At 33.7% G+C, this 17,635-nt stretch carries 7 protein-coding genes; 1 reads left to right on the plus strand and 6 read right to left on the minus strand.

Annotated elements, in window-relative coordinates:
• Positions 1-2: 2 nt before the first annotated feature.
• The 6 genes from ACGK9U_RS09565 to ACGK9U_RS09590 form a co-directional block, all read right to left on the minus strand.
• Complete coding sequence (locus ACGK9U_RS09565; RefSeq protein ID WP_394466152.1) at positions 3-1,718, minus strand: RagB/SusD family nutrient uptake outer membrane protein; 1,716 nt, start codon at positions 1,716-1,718, stop codon at positions 3-5.
• 26 nt (positions 1,719-1,744) lie between these two features.
• Entirely contained in the window at positions 1,745-4,795 is a 3,051-nt protein-coding gene (locus tag ACGK9U_RS09570) for a SusC/RagA family TonB-linked outer membrane protein (RefSeq protein WP_394466153.1), read from the minus strand.
• Positions 4,796-4,838: 43 nt separating this feature from the next.
• Positions 4,839-6,710, minus strand: coding sequence for a RagB/SusD family nutrient uptake outer membrane protein (locus ACGK9U_RS09575; RefSeq protein ID WP_394466154.1), 1,872 nt, complete (start codon positions 6,708-6,710; stop codon positions 4,839-4,841).
• A gap of 12 nt (positions 6,711-6,722) precedes the next feature.
• Positions 6,723-9,875 (minus strand): SusC/RagA family TonB-linked outer membrane protein, encoded by a 3,153-nt coding sequence (locus ACGK9U_RS09580; protein ID WP_394466155.1) that lies wholly within the window; start codon positions 9,873-9,875, stop codon positions 6,723-6,725.
• A gap of 464 nt (positions 9,876-10,339) precedes the next feature.
• Entirely contained in the window at positions 10,340-14,389 is a 4,050-nt protein-coding gene (locus ACGK9U_RS09585; protein ID WP_394466156.1) for a two-component regulator propeller domain-containing protein, read from the minus strand.
• Positions 14,390-14,581: 192 nt separating this feature from the next.
• Positions 14,582-15,628 carry a GntR family transcriptional regulator gene (locus ACGK9U_RS09590; RefSeq protein ID WP_394466157.1) on the minus strand — a complete coding sequence of 349 codons (1,047 nt, stop codon included), beginning with the start codon at positions 15,626-15,628 and terminating at the stop codon, positions 14,582-14,584.
• 490 nt (positions 15,629-16,118) lie between these two features.
• Here ACGK9U_RS09590 and ACGK9U_RS09595 point away from each other — a divergent pair, with 490 nt between their 5' ends.
• The gene (locus ACGK9U_RS09595) at positions 16,119-17,267 is read left to right on the plus strand and encodes an alpha-hydroxy-acid oxidizing protein (protein ID WP_394466158.1); all 1,149 of its coding nucleotides are present in this window, start codon (positions 16,119-16,121) and stop codon (positions 17,265-17,267) included.
• Positions 17,268-17,635 lie beyond the last annotated feature (368 nt).

Genomic DNA, 17,635 nt, shown 5'->3' on the forward strand with positions numbered 1-17,635 from the left:
TCTTACCAGCCTTGATTTTGTAAAAGTTCTGGAAACTTCAATGTTTCATCATTTGGAATTGGCATGTAAGTGGCAAAGGGTTGATAATTTCTGTTTTCAACGGAAGGAAGTTCTACATAACTAGTTCCGTTAAAGAAGTAACCTTTCGCTGTATCATTTAATGATAAGCCCCATCTTCTAAGATCCCAGAATCGGTGTCCTTCAAAGCTAAGTTCTAAACGACGTTCATTTCTAATTAGCGCTCTCATAGCTTCTTTAGATGTAATAGATACTAAATAATTATCAGGCTGCGTAATACCAGCTCTTTGGCGTATTGCAGCAATAACATTACGCGCTGTCATTCCATTAATTGATTGGTCTGGACCGCCAATTTCATTTGCGGCTTCTGCAAATATTAAGAACAACTCAGTATATCTAAAATAAACATCAAAGTGTCTTTTATCAACTGTTGAGCCATCATTATTAATTCTAACATCCGGACGCAATAATTTCTTCAAATAATATCCTGTAGTAGTTGAAAATTGAGGAATAGAATCTAGCCTATCAATACCTCCTCCAACACCAGTTTTAATAATACCACCTCCAAAAGATTCACCATTAACTACAATGTATTTTTTCAACCTTGGGTCTCTATTTGCATAAGGATTTTGTGCATCAAAACCGTTAGCAGTGGTTGCAGGAAATCCGTTTTGCATTGGGAATGCCATAACTAAATTGTGAGTTGGATTAATTTCACCTTTACCATTTACAGAAGGCGGAAACATTCTTTTTTCGTAAGTTGAGCTATTTCCAGCAATGGATCCACGCCATATCATTTCGGCATTATTTGTATTATCTGATGTGTAGAATTCAACACCGTTGGGTGATAAACCAGAAACACCCCCTATAGTATTCAACACTTCACTTGCAGTATTTGCTGCCAAAGTATAGTACCCATTTTGACCATTCAAAAACGATGGACTAGCCGCAAATAAAGCCAAACGTGCTTTAAGTGCTTTTACAATTCTACCAGAAATACGTAAGTTATATTGACTCCCATTCACAACTTTATATTTACCAAAGTCATAACCTGCATACCACGGATCCACAGAAGCTTGATTATCTGAATAATCTGTTGGCAACAACGCAAGAGCTTCATCAAAATCTGTGATAATGGCTTGAACAGAAGCTTCAAATGACAAACGTGGTGTATTAAAATTACCATTAGCCTCTATAAACTCAGTAAAATATGGAATGCCCAATAATTCACCAGAAGTTCCTTTTCCTGCATGCGCTTGTAACGCATAAAAGTGATGCAACGCTCTTAGTGCCAATGCCTCTCCCTTCATTCGAAGGTTAAACATTTCATTGGTTTCTTCATCTCTGCTCCATACTATCTCACCAGCATCAATTATTTGCAAGAATTTATTAACCCAGAATACACGTTCAAAACTATTCCAACGTGAAGCTGGATTGAATTGGGCCGACAACTCGCCTAAAGCCATACGTTTGTAATTATTACCCAACTGGTTATTTACAGCATCATCGGTGGCCGCTTCAGAAAAGACAAATTGATCGATTATGCCAGAATACCCTTGTAATAATATCCCTTCTGCTGATGCAGGATCAGAACTTACATAATCAAAATCTAACCTGTTTTCATCGATAGGATCCATATCACAGGCAATCATGCCGGTAAAAACTACCCCAACTAATATATATTTTATTAAATTTTTCATTTTATTTATCTCTATTTTGTATTGTATTAAAATGACATTCTTAAACCAAGAGTGTACGCTCTACTTTGAGGCGTTCCGCCAATAGTTAATTGACGAATATCTTTATTTTTAGCGACTTCAAAAAGATTAGTTCCTGAAAGATTTAAACTAAAATCATCCAAACCTATTTTATTACATAAATCATCTGAAAATTCATAAGTTAACTGAGCGCGGCTAATTTCAAAGAAACTAGTGTCATACAACCAAAATGTAGATGTTTTAAAGTTGTTTTGATTGGTTTGAGATGACAGCCTTGGGAAGGTTGCAGTTGCCGCAGTTGCTGGTGTCCAACGCCCTAGTACAACCTCTGAATATTTATCATTGCCATTTACGCCATAGTAATTGTTAAAATTATTACCTAATTTATTACCCTCGCCTCCAGTTTGTCCTGTACCAAGTATAAATAGATTAAATGCTTTATACTTTAAGTTTAGGTTTACACCATAAGTAAAAGGACTACTAGATTGTCCAATAGCAACATTGTCGTCATTATCAATAATAGCATCTCCATTTTGATCTATATATTTTATATCACCGGGTTGCACTGCACCAAAGTTAGGAACTGCCAAACCGGTATTTAAATTCCCGTTTCCATCAAAATCAGCCTGAGAATAGAAACCTTCATCAACTAATCCAAAAATTGTAGATAATTCTCTTCCGACTCTATTTTGGTAAGCAAACTCATTGGTTTCAGAGCGTTTCAAAGCTTCTGTTTGACTGTACAAAATATTGGCTCCTATACCAACTGAAAAATCGTTAAAGGTTTTCTTGAAATCCATCCCTAATTCAAAACCAGTATATAAATTTTTATTGAAATTATCATAAGGTCTGAATGTATTGTAATACGAAGGGTATTTGTCATTCAAGAATGTTAATTGTTTATCAAGTTCCGTATTAAAATAATTAAATTCTAACCACAATGAATTCATTAAATAAGTTTCTAAGCCAATATTTAAGTCAATACGCTCTTCAAATCCCATATTAGGGTTTGCTCCCTGCGAAAGGTTTTGTCTCCGGTTAGAATTCCCATCTGCCCAAGTAAAGTTAGACCCTTCTGAATAGTTTTCATCATATAAATAGTAATTGCTATCATTAGCATTATTAGCCGTTATACCAAGATCAGATTTGATAATACCTCCTGTGGCTTTTAATTTTAGGTAATTTACAAATTTACTGTCTTTTAAAAACGAGTCCTCACTTAAAACATAAGCTAAACCAAGTGTTGGTGACAGCCCACCTCTATTACCTTCTGGCAATTTAATAGAGTGTGTGTATGCCCCACTAAAATCAGCAAATATTTTTTTCTTAAAGTCATATGTCATTTGAAACCCTAAGTGGGCATCCTTATCAGTTTGGATTATACCATCGCTCTTTTGTGAATTATAATACCCTAATAAGGTTGTATTTATAGAGGAATTTTTAGTAATGTTATTTTGGTAATTAACCAATCCATAAAAACCTAATCGTGAAACAAATCCATTAGAACTTACATTTTCAGTTAAGTCTTTTAGATCGGGGTTACCATAGGGTGTTAAACCAACTATTCTATCATCCGCCCACGTAGGCTCATATACTCGATAATCGTTCTCATTGAACAATCTATACGAGTCGTAAAAGTCAAAACTTAAATACGTTTTTGCAGATAGTCCTTCAGTAATTCTAGATAAATCAAAATTAATAGCATTATTAAACTGTGTAGAACGGAATACATTATTTTGATATCCCCCAGCAATTATATTAGCAATAGGTGTATCATTTTGAAACTGTTGTGTTCCGCCTAATAACATACCACCATATTTTCCTGCTGATGCTAATAGTGCAGCAAGCTCAGGATTTCCAGCTGTATCCACCAAATTAACTGGTAATAAAGGTGCATAAGCATTAGGTTTAAAACTGGTTCCCGCAGTCAACAAATTAGTTAAAGCACTTTTATTTGATGTAATTATAGCAATACCGTCAAGGCTACTTGTAATCCAATCATTTACTTTAAAATCTATGTTACCTCTAACATTAAAACGGTTACTACCTGCATTGGCATCTGGATTGGTTTTGACCCAATCTTGGTCACGATTCCAACCCACATTGACATAATACTGTGATTTATCACCACCTCCAGAAAACTCAGAGATAATACTTGTGTTGTTTACAAAAGATTGTATGTACTCATTTGAGTAAAAATCAACATCTGGATATTTGTATCTGTTTGAACTTGACTTAAAATCTTGGATAAGTGCTGGATCATAAAAATCACCTAATCCGTCATTATTTCTACCCTCATTAAAAAGTTCCATATATTGTGCAGACCCTAAATAGTTAGGCAAGGCCAATGGCACCCTAATTCCAGAACGCACGTTCACTTTTACCTCTTTTCTATTTACTTTCCCGCGTTTTGTATTAATAATAATAACGCCATTTCTACCTTGACTACCGTATAAGGCAACAGAATTTGCATCCTTAAGCACGGTTATCTGCTCCACCTCTTCCATATTTAATATATTTGGGTCACGACCAAATACACCATCAATAACAAAAACCGCATTTCCCAAACCTCTAACATTATCAGAGCCTCTTACTCCTAAGGTTAAGCCATTAATATAATCTCTAACCCACTGCGTATTGTCATAGGTTAAACGGTCTTTGGTATTTATTGACGATACAGCGCCAATAATATCACGTCGGTCTTTAGTAACAACTCCCATCTTTATTTCATCATCTTCTGATGCTAAGAAAGGTGATTTTTCTAAAGTAATAGCACCGGCTATATCAGACACACTAATTAGTTCTGACTCATAGCCCTTTTTATGTATTGCTACAGCCTCATTATTAGGTACATTAATTTTAAATTGTCCATTAACATCTGTTGATGATTGAACGCCATCGGGAGCAAAAACAGTTACACCGCTTAAAGGGTTTCCTTGTTCATCAACCACAGTTGCTTTTATCTCTTTCCCTTTTGTTTGAGCTGTGGCAATACCGCAAAAGCAAAACACAGCTAAGCACATTAGAGTAAACAACCTATATAATTTATTTATCTTCATTTTTTTTTCTTTAGTATATTAGTTAAAACGAATTTGTATAAAACTACCACCCTGGATTTTGAGGAAAGCCTTCGTAAATCCGAGTTTGTTTAGCCTCAAATGGTATCCAATAGTGTTTAGGGTATTCACATACTCTTTCAACAAGTAGATTTTCTGAGAATGATGACCAGTCTTGAGGAAATTCAAGAGATGTTTTTCTTCTATATTTTTCTTCATGTGCTACTCCCCAACGGCGTATATCTACCCATCTATGAGCTTCATAACTTAACTCAACACTTCTTTCTCGTCTTAATTCATCCATAAACTTATTGTTATCAGATACAATTGATGGAAGTACGTTAGGTATTCCTGCTCTACTGCGTAATGCATTAATTGCAGCTTCTGCTGTTAACGAGTAAGAACCAGGAGCAGTAGTGGCCCCTTTAGCAGCATGTAATGCCTCGGCATACATTAAATAAACATCTGTAAGTCTCATGTGCAAACGCATTCCAACATATTGAGATATGATGTTATTCCATATGCTATGAAATTCACCATCCTCACCTATAGGATAAAATTTCTTATGCATATATCCTGTTGTTGATGGTTGATTATCACTACCATTACTGCGGTTTAAACCTCCAGTATAAAGACGTGCTTGTCTTCGATTAGCAGGAATTGTTGCTTTAGTTCCAATAACATCACGATCTACAACAACCCATCTATAAAAACGTGGATCACGATTTTCAAAAGGTTTCGTAGGGTCGTATAATGTTGGTCCGTATTGACCGCTTAAATCATCTTCTATTGATAGACCGTTGGCCATTCCAAAATTGTTATATATAAAATTATGGGTAGGGCTCACAATTTCTGAACCACTTTGACCATGGATAGCTCTATCCATACCAGCTGTCATAAACCTTTGTAATGTAGTTTTATCCCCCCCTGTAGCAGCAAAAACAAACTCGGTACTACCTGGCCAACTAGTGGCTGTTGGTGTTTTCCAAAATACCGCATCATAATTTTCCCAAGTTGATAAAGCATAACGTCCTTGGTCTTTCAATTTAAGAATCCCTGCAAAAGCATCAACGGCCATATTGCATAATTCTGTATCATACTCATAGGTATTTATACCAGGTTGATTGTTAAAGTGCATCAACGGGCTTGCTGCAAAAAGCAGATTTTTACCTTGAAAAGCATAAGCGGCACCCTTAGTAAGCCTACCCCTATTTTCACCTAATGTTTTTTGTCCATAAGATTTAGTATCCCAATCAACTGGTAACAACTCAATAGCCCTCTTGTAATCTTCATTCGCCTCTAAAGCACATTCTCTGTAGGTTGTAGGACGAGGTGGCGTAAACTCGCCAGATGCCACCTCCTTTATATAAGGAAAACGGCCCCAGAATTTCATAATCTCGTTATGGAAAAATGCTCTAAAAAAATAGGCTTGTCCAAGAATGACATTTTTTTCCTCTTGGCTTAAATTAACCATTAAATCTTCGCTCGCAAGTACCATATTAGCATTACGAATGCCCCTTAAACTACCGTCCCATAAACCCGGTCTTCTAGAAAGATTATTACTAGTAGTACTAGCGTTGTTGGATCCATAAGTATTATTCTGCCAACTAGTTAAGTAACTGTAGTTAGTTCTATTTAAACCTGCCAAGTCTCCATTATCAATTTGATAACTTCCTTTCCAAGTTCTATTACCATAGGCATCATCTCCATAAATATAATCTTGGAAGGTATGCGCTCCCGTTCCATAATCTACCACTAAGGCATACATTTCTTCAACAAATCCTTGTGCGTTGTCAAAGGTTGAAAAAGCAACCTCCTGGTCTATGATTGATTCTGGAGCTTTGTCTAAGTAATCCTCACATGAGAAGGACAACATTAGCCCCAAGACAATTAATAATTTTATTTTATAATTTTTCATCACATTTTCTTTTTAAAAATTCATATTAAAACCGAAGTTAAACCTCTTCAAGGTAGGATAATCCCCCCTAAAATTAGAATCTGCAGTGACATTACCGTTAAATTCCCTGTCATCAGGTAAGTCAGACCATAAAATCAAATTATTACCATTTGCAAAAATTTGAAGTGAACTAATACCAAGTTTTTCACAGGTTTTTTTAGGTATATCATAAGACAATGAAACCGCTTTAAGTCTTGTTAATGAGGTATCATACCAATTATCTCTAGGGTTGGTATCACCATTTGCTCTCCATGTAGGCTGCGTATCTGTATTGTTTGGCGTATTTTTAGTCCAATAATCTATATCCTGAGTAAAAATCAAATCTGTTTGATTGCTAAATGTTCTGTTTCCAAAACTTCTCTGACCATTTTGAGTTCCATAAAACTGTACTGAAAGACTTAAACCTTTATAACGTGCTCCCGCGGTAGCACTCCAGTTTCTTTGCGGACGCGAGGGAAATCCAAACGGTGCATTATCAGAAGCACTATCATAAACACCATCGCCGTCAAAATCAACCAGATCATAATAACCTACGCGTCTTTCACCCTGATTTGTTATTGTTGGAGTTGACATATAAACATCGTCCCAGTTGGTTAATATGGCCCCTGGAATGGCTGACCGTGATTGACCTATTGGATAACCTGCTTGCTTTTGGTAAAAAGGTGTAAACGCTGCATCATCTCTTTCTGTAACTAAATCTTTTGCTTGTGTAAAGTTAAAATTACCAAAAAGATTTAGCCCGCTCTCAAAGGTATAATTTGTACCAAGTACAATTTCATAACCTTTTACCTCTACTTTACCTAAATTAACAGGAGGTGGCACTGCTCCAAACCAGTCTGGTACGCTACGTTGTGGACCTGGAATAAAAACATCTTCACGATCTTCAACAAAATAATCAAACTCTGCTGTTAATAATCCTTTAAATAAAGACAACTCAGCTCCTATATTATACTTTACAGCTGTCTCCCACTTAAGGTTAGGATTTGCAACACCCTCTTCAGTATAGAAAATGTAAGGCGATTTATCTCCCGAGCCATCATAAACACTTGGTACTAACCATGCCGATCCACCATTTCCCCATACACCTAAATATGCGAAATCTGCACCAGGTTTATCATCACCAACAATTCCATAAGACCCTCTTAACTTAAATTTGTCCAACCAATTATCTTTAGTCTTACTCATAAACGATTCGTTAGTCACAGTCCAACCAGCCGCTAACGAAGGGAAAAGATCAAAACGATAGCCTGGGCCAAATTTTTGCGACCCATTATAGGCACCATTAACATCTAAAAAATATCTTGAATCATAATTATAGGTTATTCTACCAACCCAATCTTCACGATTTGTAGGAAACACACTGCCTCGAGCAGCCTCTTGGCGTCTTACTAAAGCCAATGCTGTTATATTATGTTTATCAGCAAATGTGATATCATAATTGAATGAAAAGTCATAAACCATATTACGGCTACGTGTATTGTTCTGTACTTCTGAAGCACCAACCGTCCAAGGGAACTGAACAAATGAAAAATCATTAACACCATTAGGAGACAGTATAATCTCTTGATCTCCATCATAAACTCTGTACACCACATTCTCAAGACCATTTGCACCGGGGTCCTGCAGTTGTTGGCGACTTGTCATATTATTATCTAAAGAAAAGCGTCCTTGAAAAGACAGACCTTTTGTTACAAAATCCAGTTTTTGTTTCAGTATGAAGTCTGTATTTACCTGAAAGTCGGTAAACGTATCATAACCTGTATTGGTTAAACTAACAATAGGGTTTGTAAAACCAAAAGTATCATCTTTTAATTGCCCATATAAACCATCTGGATATACAGGGGTATAAGCATTAGGAGCAATTTCGTAAAGCCCATTTACTACTACATTTAAATTAGCAGGGTTTTCACGGATTCCTAAGTAACCAGAAAGGTTTACTGAAAGCTCTGTTGTACTTGTAATATCAAAATCAATATTACTACGGTAATTATATCGTTCGTATTTATATTCGCCTAAATACCCTTTACCGTTATCGTATTTTTTTCCATCAAAAATATCTGCTACCGTTTGATAGGCTAAACTTCCAAAATATTTGGCCGTTTTACCACCGCCACGTACAGATAAATTCATCCTGTAATCTTGAGCGAAATCTTTTAAAAGTTCATTCTCCCAATTAATATTAGGATATATATAACGCTCTTCCTCTGTTAAAGGATTACGATACTTATCAGCAATAGCCATTGGCGTATAATCACCCCAAGACACAGTATTAATCGCTAATTCTCTTAAAATAGAACTATTGGACTGCATGATGGCATCATAAGCGTCTAGCTTTTCTGGCAGCTTTGAAACAAATTTCATGGTTGTATTAACCGCTAAAGACAATTGTGCTTTACCTCTTTGACCACGCTTTGTAGTAACTAATATCACACCATTTGCACCTTCTACACCAAAAACAGCAGTAGCGGAAGCATCTTTAAGCACTGATAGTTTTTCAATATCATTCATGTCTATATCAGTCATAGATCTCTTAACGCCATCTACAAGAATAAGCGGCCCCCCAGAACCGTTCCAAGTACCTTGACCACGAATAAAAATTTGCATATCGGACTGTCCAGGAATACCACTACCTTGTATAGTAGTAACACCTGGTAAATTTCCTTGCAATGCCTCTTCAACATTAGAAATACCAGCCGCTCTTTCCATTAAATCCTCTCCTTTTACTTGGACAATTGCTGCGACTACCGACTCTTTCTTTTGAGTACCATAACCTACAACAACTACTTCATCTAGAGTTGCTATATCCTCTTCTAAAGTCACATTAATGGTTGTTTGTCCACCAACAGCAATTTGTACCGTCTTAAAACCTATATAAGAAAATTCTAAAGTCTTTTGACCTGAAGTTAATTCAATAGCATAGTTTCCATCAAAATCTGTTACAGCTCCTCGAGTAGTACCTTTTTGGATTACGGTAACACCAGGCAATGGCATCCCACCAACATCTTTTACAACTCCAGAAATTTTTTCCTGAGCCTGTAAATTAACAGTGGTAAAACTGGAAAACACCAGCAATAACATGAATGCAAAACCAGGAACAGTTACTTTCTTTTTAGTTTTTTGTTTCATTTTTGGTTTGAGTTTTAACATATAATTTAGTTTTTTGGTTCTTGTTTAGATTTCTTATATCATCTTTACTAACACAATGACAATTTTACAACGAACAAAACCATATTCTATCCTGTCTTGTATGGTACATATATTTCTACTGTGTTTAAATGTATAAGAAATAAGTATAAAACTTGCTGTACTTATATGTTGTAAAATATAATTAAGGACATAATTACTATTACAAACATTATTAGCAATTCTAAATAATTTGATTTCTTAAATTTCATGTCGAAGCCCATTAATTATATATATTCTACACATTGAAACAACATTAAATTGTAGATCTTTAGTAACAAAAATCCTCTCCAAAGTTACCCTAACTAAGGGGTAAAGAAGTACACTTTAGGTGGGCAAAAATCCCAATTACTTGATTTTAAATAGAAAAAAACAACCTTAAATTGAACTTTGGTTATTAATAGGTATTAGTAATCTGAAAAGGTTTTAATGTACTCCGTTGGCGTTTTGCCAAACTTCTTACGGAAGCACCTACTGAAGTATTTAGGGTTTTTGAAACCCAATTTGTAACTTATTTGTGAGATATTTACATTACCCTGTTCTAAAAGTTCTGCACCTTTTTTCAATCGGATATGTTGAATAAAATCGTTTGGTGTAAAATCTGTCCAAGCTTTAACTTTTCTAAACAACACGGTCCTGCTAACGCCTAATTCTTCACAAAAATAAAGCACATCGAATTGTTCGTTTCCAATGTTCTTTTCTATAATTTGGAGTGCTTTTTTATAGAGTTTTTCATCTAATGATGGTAATGCAATGTCTTCTGCTGGAAGTATTTCGGTTGAATTTAACCTTTGCTTTAATCGGGATACAGAACTTAAAATATTTTTAATTCGTAATTTAAACTCCTTAACATTAAAAGGTTTGCTTATATAATCATCGGCACCACTCTCTAATCCTTCCAATTTATAAATTAATGAAGAACGTGATGTTAGCAATACTACTGGTATATGGCTAGTTCTTATGTCATCCTTTATTAATGAACATAGCTCAGTACCCGTCATCTCAGGCATAATAACATCACTAATTATAACATCTATTTGCTCTTTTATGGCCATTTTAAAGCCTACTTTCCCGTTTTCAGCTTCAAACACATTATAATCTTTAGATAATAAATTCTTCATGAATTTGCGAAGTGGTTTATTATCTTCTACTATAAGAACGTTTTGCTTTTCATCTGAAGGCAATTCATCCAGAATATTTTCTTCAAGAACCACGACCTGTTCATCTAATTGATCTACATACTGCGATAAATCATCACTATATTTAAAATCTTCAATAATATCAGCATCTTTAAGGTGGGATCTTCCTAATGGAAGTTCTACAACAAAAATAGAACCCGTGTCATTTTCGTTACTTTTTACACTTATTTGGCCTTTGTGCAAATCGACAATGTTTTTTGCTATAGATAAACCAATGCCAGTACCTTTATTGTAATTATTATCGGGCTTATTATTGATTGACACCTCGAAAAAACGTTCAAATATGATATCGCGATATTCTTTGGCGATGCCAACACCAGAGTCTTCTACTTGAATTTTTATTTTACCATCTTCCTCTATAATTCTTACTGCAATCTTCCCTTTTTTTGGAGTATATCTGAACGCATTGGATATCAAATTATAAAACACTCGCTCTAATTTATATCTGTCATAAAAAACCTGAATATCTTCGGATGTTGTATGGAAACTATAATCATAATTGCCGTCTTTTGCATATTCTGAAAACGACAAATAAATTTCTTTTAAAAACTTTACGATATTACCTTCGGCAGCTTCAAGCTTTATAAGATTACTTTCCAGCTTCCTAAAATCCATTAATCGATTAATTAATTGTAACAAATGGTTGGCACTACCCTCAATTACCTTTAGTTTTTTATACATTTTACTACTACCCCTATAGTTTTCCAATATTTGATGTAAGGGCCCAAGTATTAAAGTTAGGGGGGTTCTAAACTCATGCGATATATTTGTGAAAAATTCCAGTTTGGCTTTGTTGGTTTCTTTGGTTTGCTCTGCCTCGATTTTTTCCAAATCTAACTGATGCTTGAGTTGTGTTTTTGACTTTATTATATTTTGCAAATAATACAAGGCTGCAAAAATAAAAATACCATATAGAGTGAAGGCCCACCAAGTTCTCCAAGGTGCAGGATTTACCCGTATTTTTAATGTTGTAGGCACATCGTTAACAACGCCATCGCTATTAACACCTTTTACTTCAAATGTGTAATTTCCGGGGTTTTGAATTGTATAAGAAACCGTATTTGTGTTTGTTTCAATCCAATCATTTTCTAAACCCTTTAGGCGATATTTATAATGATTACTGCTCGAATTAATAAAATTTGGAATGGCAAAAGAAATACTGAAATTACCTTGTAAATAGGAAAGTTCCATCTCCTTTGTATATGAAATGACGTTTGAAAGCAATTTACTTTCATCGTTTACAGAAACAGATTTATTTTTAATTTTAAAATCTGTTAATATTACTTGGGGCGCATAATAGTTTTTCACCAATCTATCTGCATTAAAATAAATAGCACCAGATGATCCGCCAAAAAAGAAATGCGAACCATTAACTTTTAAACTTGCATTATTATTGAACTGATTGCTTGACAACCCTTCTTTTTGAGTATAATTTGCAATAACTTTATTATTTACAGGGTCAAAATAATAAATGCCTTGGTTTGCACTGCTTATCCAAAAATTACCTTTCTCGTCTTCTACAATACTTCTTACACCTATTACATGGGTATTATTGAATTTTAAATCCACCGATTTAAATTCGTTATTAGAAAACTTAAAAAGGCCTTCCACATCGGAACCTACCCAAATGTTCCCTTTTGAATCCTCAAAAATAGTGGTCATGGCATAGCCTACATTCAATTCTTTACTATAAAAATATTTTTTTATTGTCCCGTCAACTGCTAAAGAATTTAAACCGTTTAATGTGCTAACCCAAATATTGCCCTTAGAATCGACTTTAATGCCCCTTATGATGCCACTGGATAAATTATTGGGTTTAGTGTTGGGGCCTATTGCTTTAAATGATTTATCTAAAGCATTATATCTTACCAATCCTTTACCCGTAGTACCAATTAACATTTCTCCAGTTGGGCTTTGTTGAATTGAAATAATACCAATATTATCTAAATATGATAGTAAGACTCCTGGTAGCTTATCGGTTTCAAACTTTTTGGTTTCTAAATTGTATACTGCCAATCCGTTTTCAAAGGTTCCTATCCACAAATAATGATCGTTAGCTAAACATAGCGCCTTTATGTTGTTGCTTTTTAAGGCAGGTGCATTAGTTAAATTTAGGTACTCTATGTTTTTGGTTTTTGTATTTATTATAGATATACCTCCACCTTCAGTGCCAAAAAACAAATAACCATTATAATTAACAATGGAACTTACAACCTTAAAACCCAATCCTGTATTTCCAGGTTTTTGGGTAATATTTATAAAATTTATATTTGATTCGTCCCAAATATCAACACCTCCATAATAAGTGCCAATCCAAATAGAACCTTTATCATCCTTAAATAAAGCCCTTATGGAATTATCACTTATAGATTCAGCATCATTTAAATTATGGCTTAATGTTACCGTATTACTATTACCTGCTATTACAATTCCATTAATAGCGCCAATCCAAAGCTTTCCTTCATTATCAAAAAGTAATTCTCTTACATTTTTGTATTTTCCACTTAAAGCGTCATTTTTAAAATAAGGTGATATTTTACCATCTTTCATATCATACTCTAAAACGCTTTTACTTCGCGTTCCTAAAAGTAAATTTCCATTTGGGTTTTCAATGATATCCTGAACAATAAGTTCTTCGGTTCCTATAACCGACTTAAATTGGTAATCTTTATTTTCTTTCCTGACCAACTGTTTTAAACCATTTTTAGTTCCAATAAAAACAGAACCATTTTTAGTTTCTAAAATGGAATACAACTGTTCTCCTACTACATATGATTTAAAAGAATCTGAAGATTCATTATAAATTGAAAGTCCAGAAGGCGTTCCTACCCATATTTCTTTATTGGATAACTCCTTTATTGTCCAAATTGTACTGCTGTTTATTGAATTCTTGCTGTTGGTATTGATATAAGTCTTGAATTCGTTTTTTTTAGGATTGTATTTGTTTAGTCCAACATAGGTACCCACCCAAATAAAACCAGAACTATCCTGTTCTAAACACAAAATATCATTATTACTAATTGAAGACGGATTGTTTTTATCGTGTCTAAAAACCGTGAATTCAGAACCATCAAATTTATTTAATCCATCCCTGGTTCCTATCCATATTTGACCTAAGTTATCTTGATGAATAGACGAAACTGTGCTTTGTGATAACCCTTCATTAGTAGTTAAATGGGTGAATTTATAGATTTGGTTTTGGGAAAAACCACTCCACCCTAGGTTAATAATAAATAATATAGCGAGCAGTACACGCATTACATAAATACGGATTAAATAATGATTTAAAGCAATTGCTTAAGAAAGTATAAACAAATGTAATAAAAGAATTTAAAACATTAATACCTAACTATTTTAATTACCGTACTGCCTAAAATCAAATTCTATGCGTATTATTCCATGGCATTCCATTTCCAGAAATATACTGGCTACTTATTAAAATGAACTTAATTAGATGGACATTCTATCTATAAAATTGAATGGAATTTTTACTCTACCTTTTTCATCATTCAAAATCATTTGAGCCGCAGTTTCTCCCATAGCCTTAAAGTCTGTAGACACTACTGCTATACCCAACAATTCTTTAAGTGGGGTATCATTATATGAAATGACTCCTACATCCTCGCCCAACTTCAATTCATTTTCCCTGATTTGATTTATTAGATTAACCAAATCAAACTCTTCAATAGTAATGAATAAATCTCCTTTTCTAAAAACCATGTCTTCACATACTTCACTAAGTATTTCAAAATCTATTTCAAATTCTAAACAAAATTTTCTGAAACCATGTAAAATTCTTCTTGGATATGGGTAAACAGATTTTTCAGGATACACCAAGATCATTTTTTTATATTTTGATATCTTTTTAGAACCTTCTATTAATGCTTCGTAAATATCCTTGTCAAATTCCTGATAAACGGCAGGCACATCATCGCCTAAAGGCGGCATGACATTATCTAAAATTAATAATTTATCTTTAGGTATCTCATTTATAGCTTTTAATGTGGCATCTGTAAAACTTGAGTGATGAAGCTTATCTGTTTTAAAATGGGGCATGATTACATAATAATCATATGCTAACTTACTACTTTTTAAAACATTAAGAAACAAGAATTCATCACAATGATATGTTACCAAATCTATTTTTGAATTAAGACCTATATTATTAAGAAAGGAATTGTGTATTCTCATCTTATATGAACTCAATTTATTAATTAGAAACAAAATATTTAATTTAGGAGTTGTCTCTATGTTTGAAACATAATATCCTCTTCTAGGTATTGATACAATAATGTTTCTTTCCTTCAATATACAATAAGCTTTTTCAACTGTATCACGCGACAAATAGAAATCTTCGCTAATCAAATTAATTGAAGGCAGTTTTTCGTTAATTTCAATGTTCCCATTTGAGATATTTTTTATTATCGAATCAACAATTTGCTGATACATGGGTATTCTTGAATTTTTGTTAATGTCTAAGTAGTTTATAGTTTCCATAATGCTTCGAATATTATTTATTGAAAATTATTGAGTGCAAGATAGAATCTGCTAAGAGTTAAAACATACCAATATGGTGTTCAAAAATCCCATTATCGATGATTTAGGGTTACTCAATAAAAATTTAGTTCTCTATAATTAATTCTGAATTATGGATCCATTAATATAATAAGATTTGGTACCTAAACCTTTTATATCTTTTGTGTAAAAATGTATATCATAAAATATTTTGGAAAACCATACTTATAAATAATTAAACTTCGACACAGTACAGGATAGAAATATTTTAATCTTGATTTATTTTTGTCTTGTAATACAAGAATTAATTCTATTGTTTAATTTTAAAATATTTAAGTTGAGAACAGTCTATTCTTAATTTGAGACTGTCTTTTAGCTACCTTTTAAATTATGAATAAAGAATTGTCTTATAAATTTCTAAAAAAACTATTCATTAAAAAAAACCATCTAACTTTAATAATTAAAACAATTTATGGTAATAAAATTTGATACACGATACCCTTCTATTGATGATTTACGCTCTAGAGCTCAAAAGAAAATTCCAAAATTTGCTTTTGAGTATTTAGATGGTGGTTGTAATGAAGATGTAAATTTGATTAGAAACACCTCTGAACTTAGAGATGTACAATTAAAACCAAATTATTTAAAAGCACATAACGGCTCATCACTAAAAACTAAATTGTTTGGTATTGAATATGATGCACCATTTGGTATAGCTCCAGTAGGTTTGCAAGGCTTAATGTGGCCTAATTCTCCAGAAATATTAGCAAAAGCAGCGTTTGAACACAATATTCCTTTTATTTTGAGTACGGTTACAACAACAAGCATAGAGCGAGCAAGTAAGCTAACAGAGGGAAAAGCCTGGTTTCAGTTGTACCACCCTACGGAAAACAGATTAAGAGATGATATTATAAATCGCGCCGCTTCAGCAGAATGTCCAGTGCTTGTAATTTTATGCGATGTACCAACTTTTGGCTTTAGACCAAGAGACATCCGAAATGGTTTAGCAATGCCTCCAAAATTATCTTTAAAAAATATATTTCAAGTATTCGGAAGACCACATTGGGCAATGGAAACCTTAAAACATGGCCAACCAAATTTTGAAACTTTAAAACCATATATGCCCAAAGGGTTAGATTTAAAACAACTTGGTAAATTCATGGACCAAACCTTTAGTGGTAGGTTGAACGAAGAAAAAATAAAACCTATTCGCGATATGTGGAAAGGAAAACTCGTACTAAAAGGAGTTGCTTCTGAATATGATACTGAAGAGGCCATACGTTTAGGAATAGACGGAGTAATTGTTTCTAATCATGGAGGCAGACAGCTTGATGCAGGCCAATCAACTATAAAACCCTTAGCAACAATTGCTGAAAAATATGGTGATCAAATAGAAGTAATGATGGACAGTGGAATCCGTTCAGGTCCTGATATAGCAAGAGCTATGGCAAATGGTGCAAAGTTTACTTTTATGGGGCGTTCTTTTATGTACGGTGTTTCAGCATTGGGAAAAAAAGGTGGCAACCATACCATATCCTTATTAAAAACAGAGTTACAGCAAGTTATGGAACAACTTTGTTGCGAAAATACAAAAGATTTCCCAACTCATTTAATAAAATAATTCAGATCCAATTAACAATATAAAACCATACTATAAGCCCCAAATAAAAAGTAAAAATGAGATTATTGAAGATCATACTAGTTGTGAATTTTATTTAACTCAAGCTCTCCTATCGAAACTAAAGAACTGGAAAACTTTCTTAGTATGTGAAGGAGAGGCAACTGTTTATGCATCACTATAAGCATTCCTATCTATATTACCACAACTAAATTATTAATTACCATGATCATTAGCTAACTAAAATAACAACCAAGAATAAGTAATATAGAGTAAAATTGTATTTAACGTCTTAGTAAAAAACCTCCGTTAAAAACGGAGGCTTTGATTTTCAGATTAGCCCCAAAGGGGCATTAGGCTCATTCATGATG

It is taken from the genome of Mariniflexile sp. HNIBRBA6329 (assembly GCF_043558645.1).
Lineage (GTDB): Bacteria > Bacteroidota > Bacteroidia > Flavobacteriales > Flavobacteriaceae > Mariniflexile.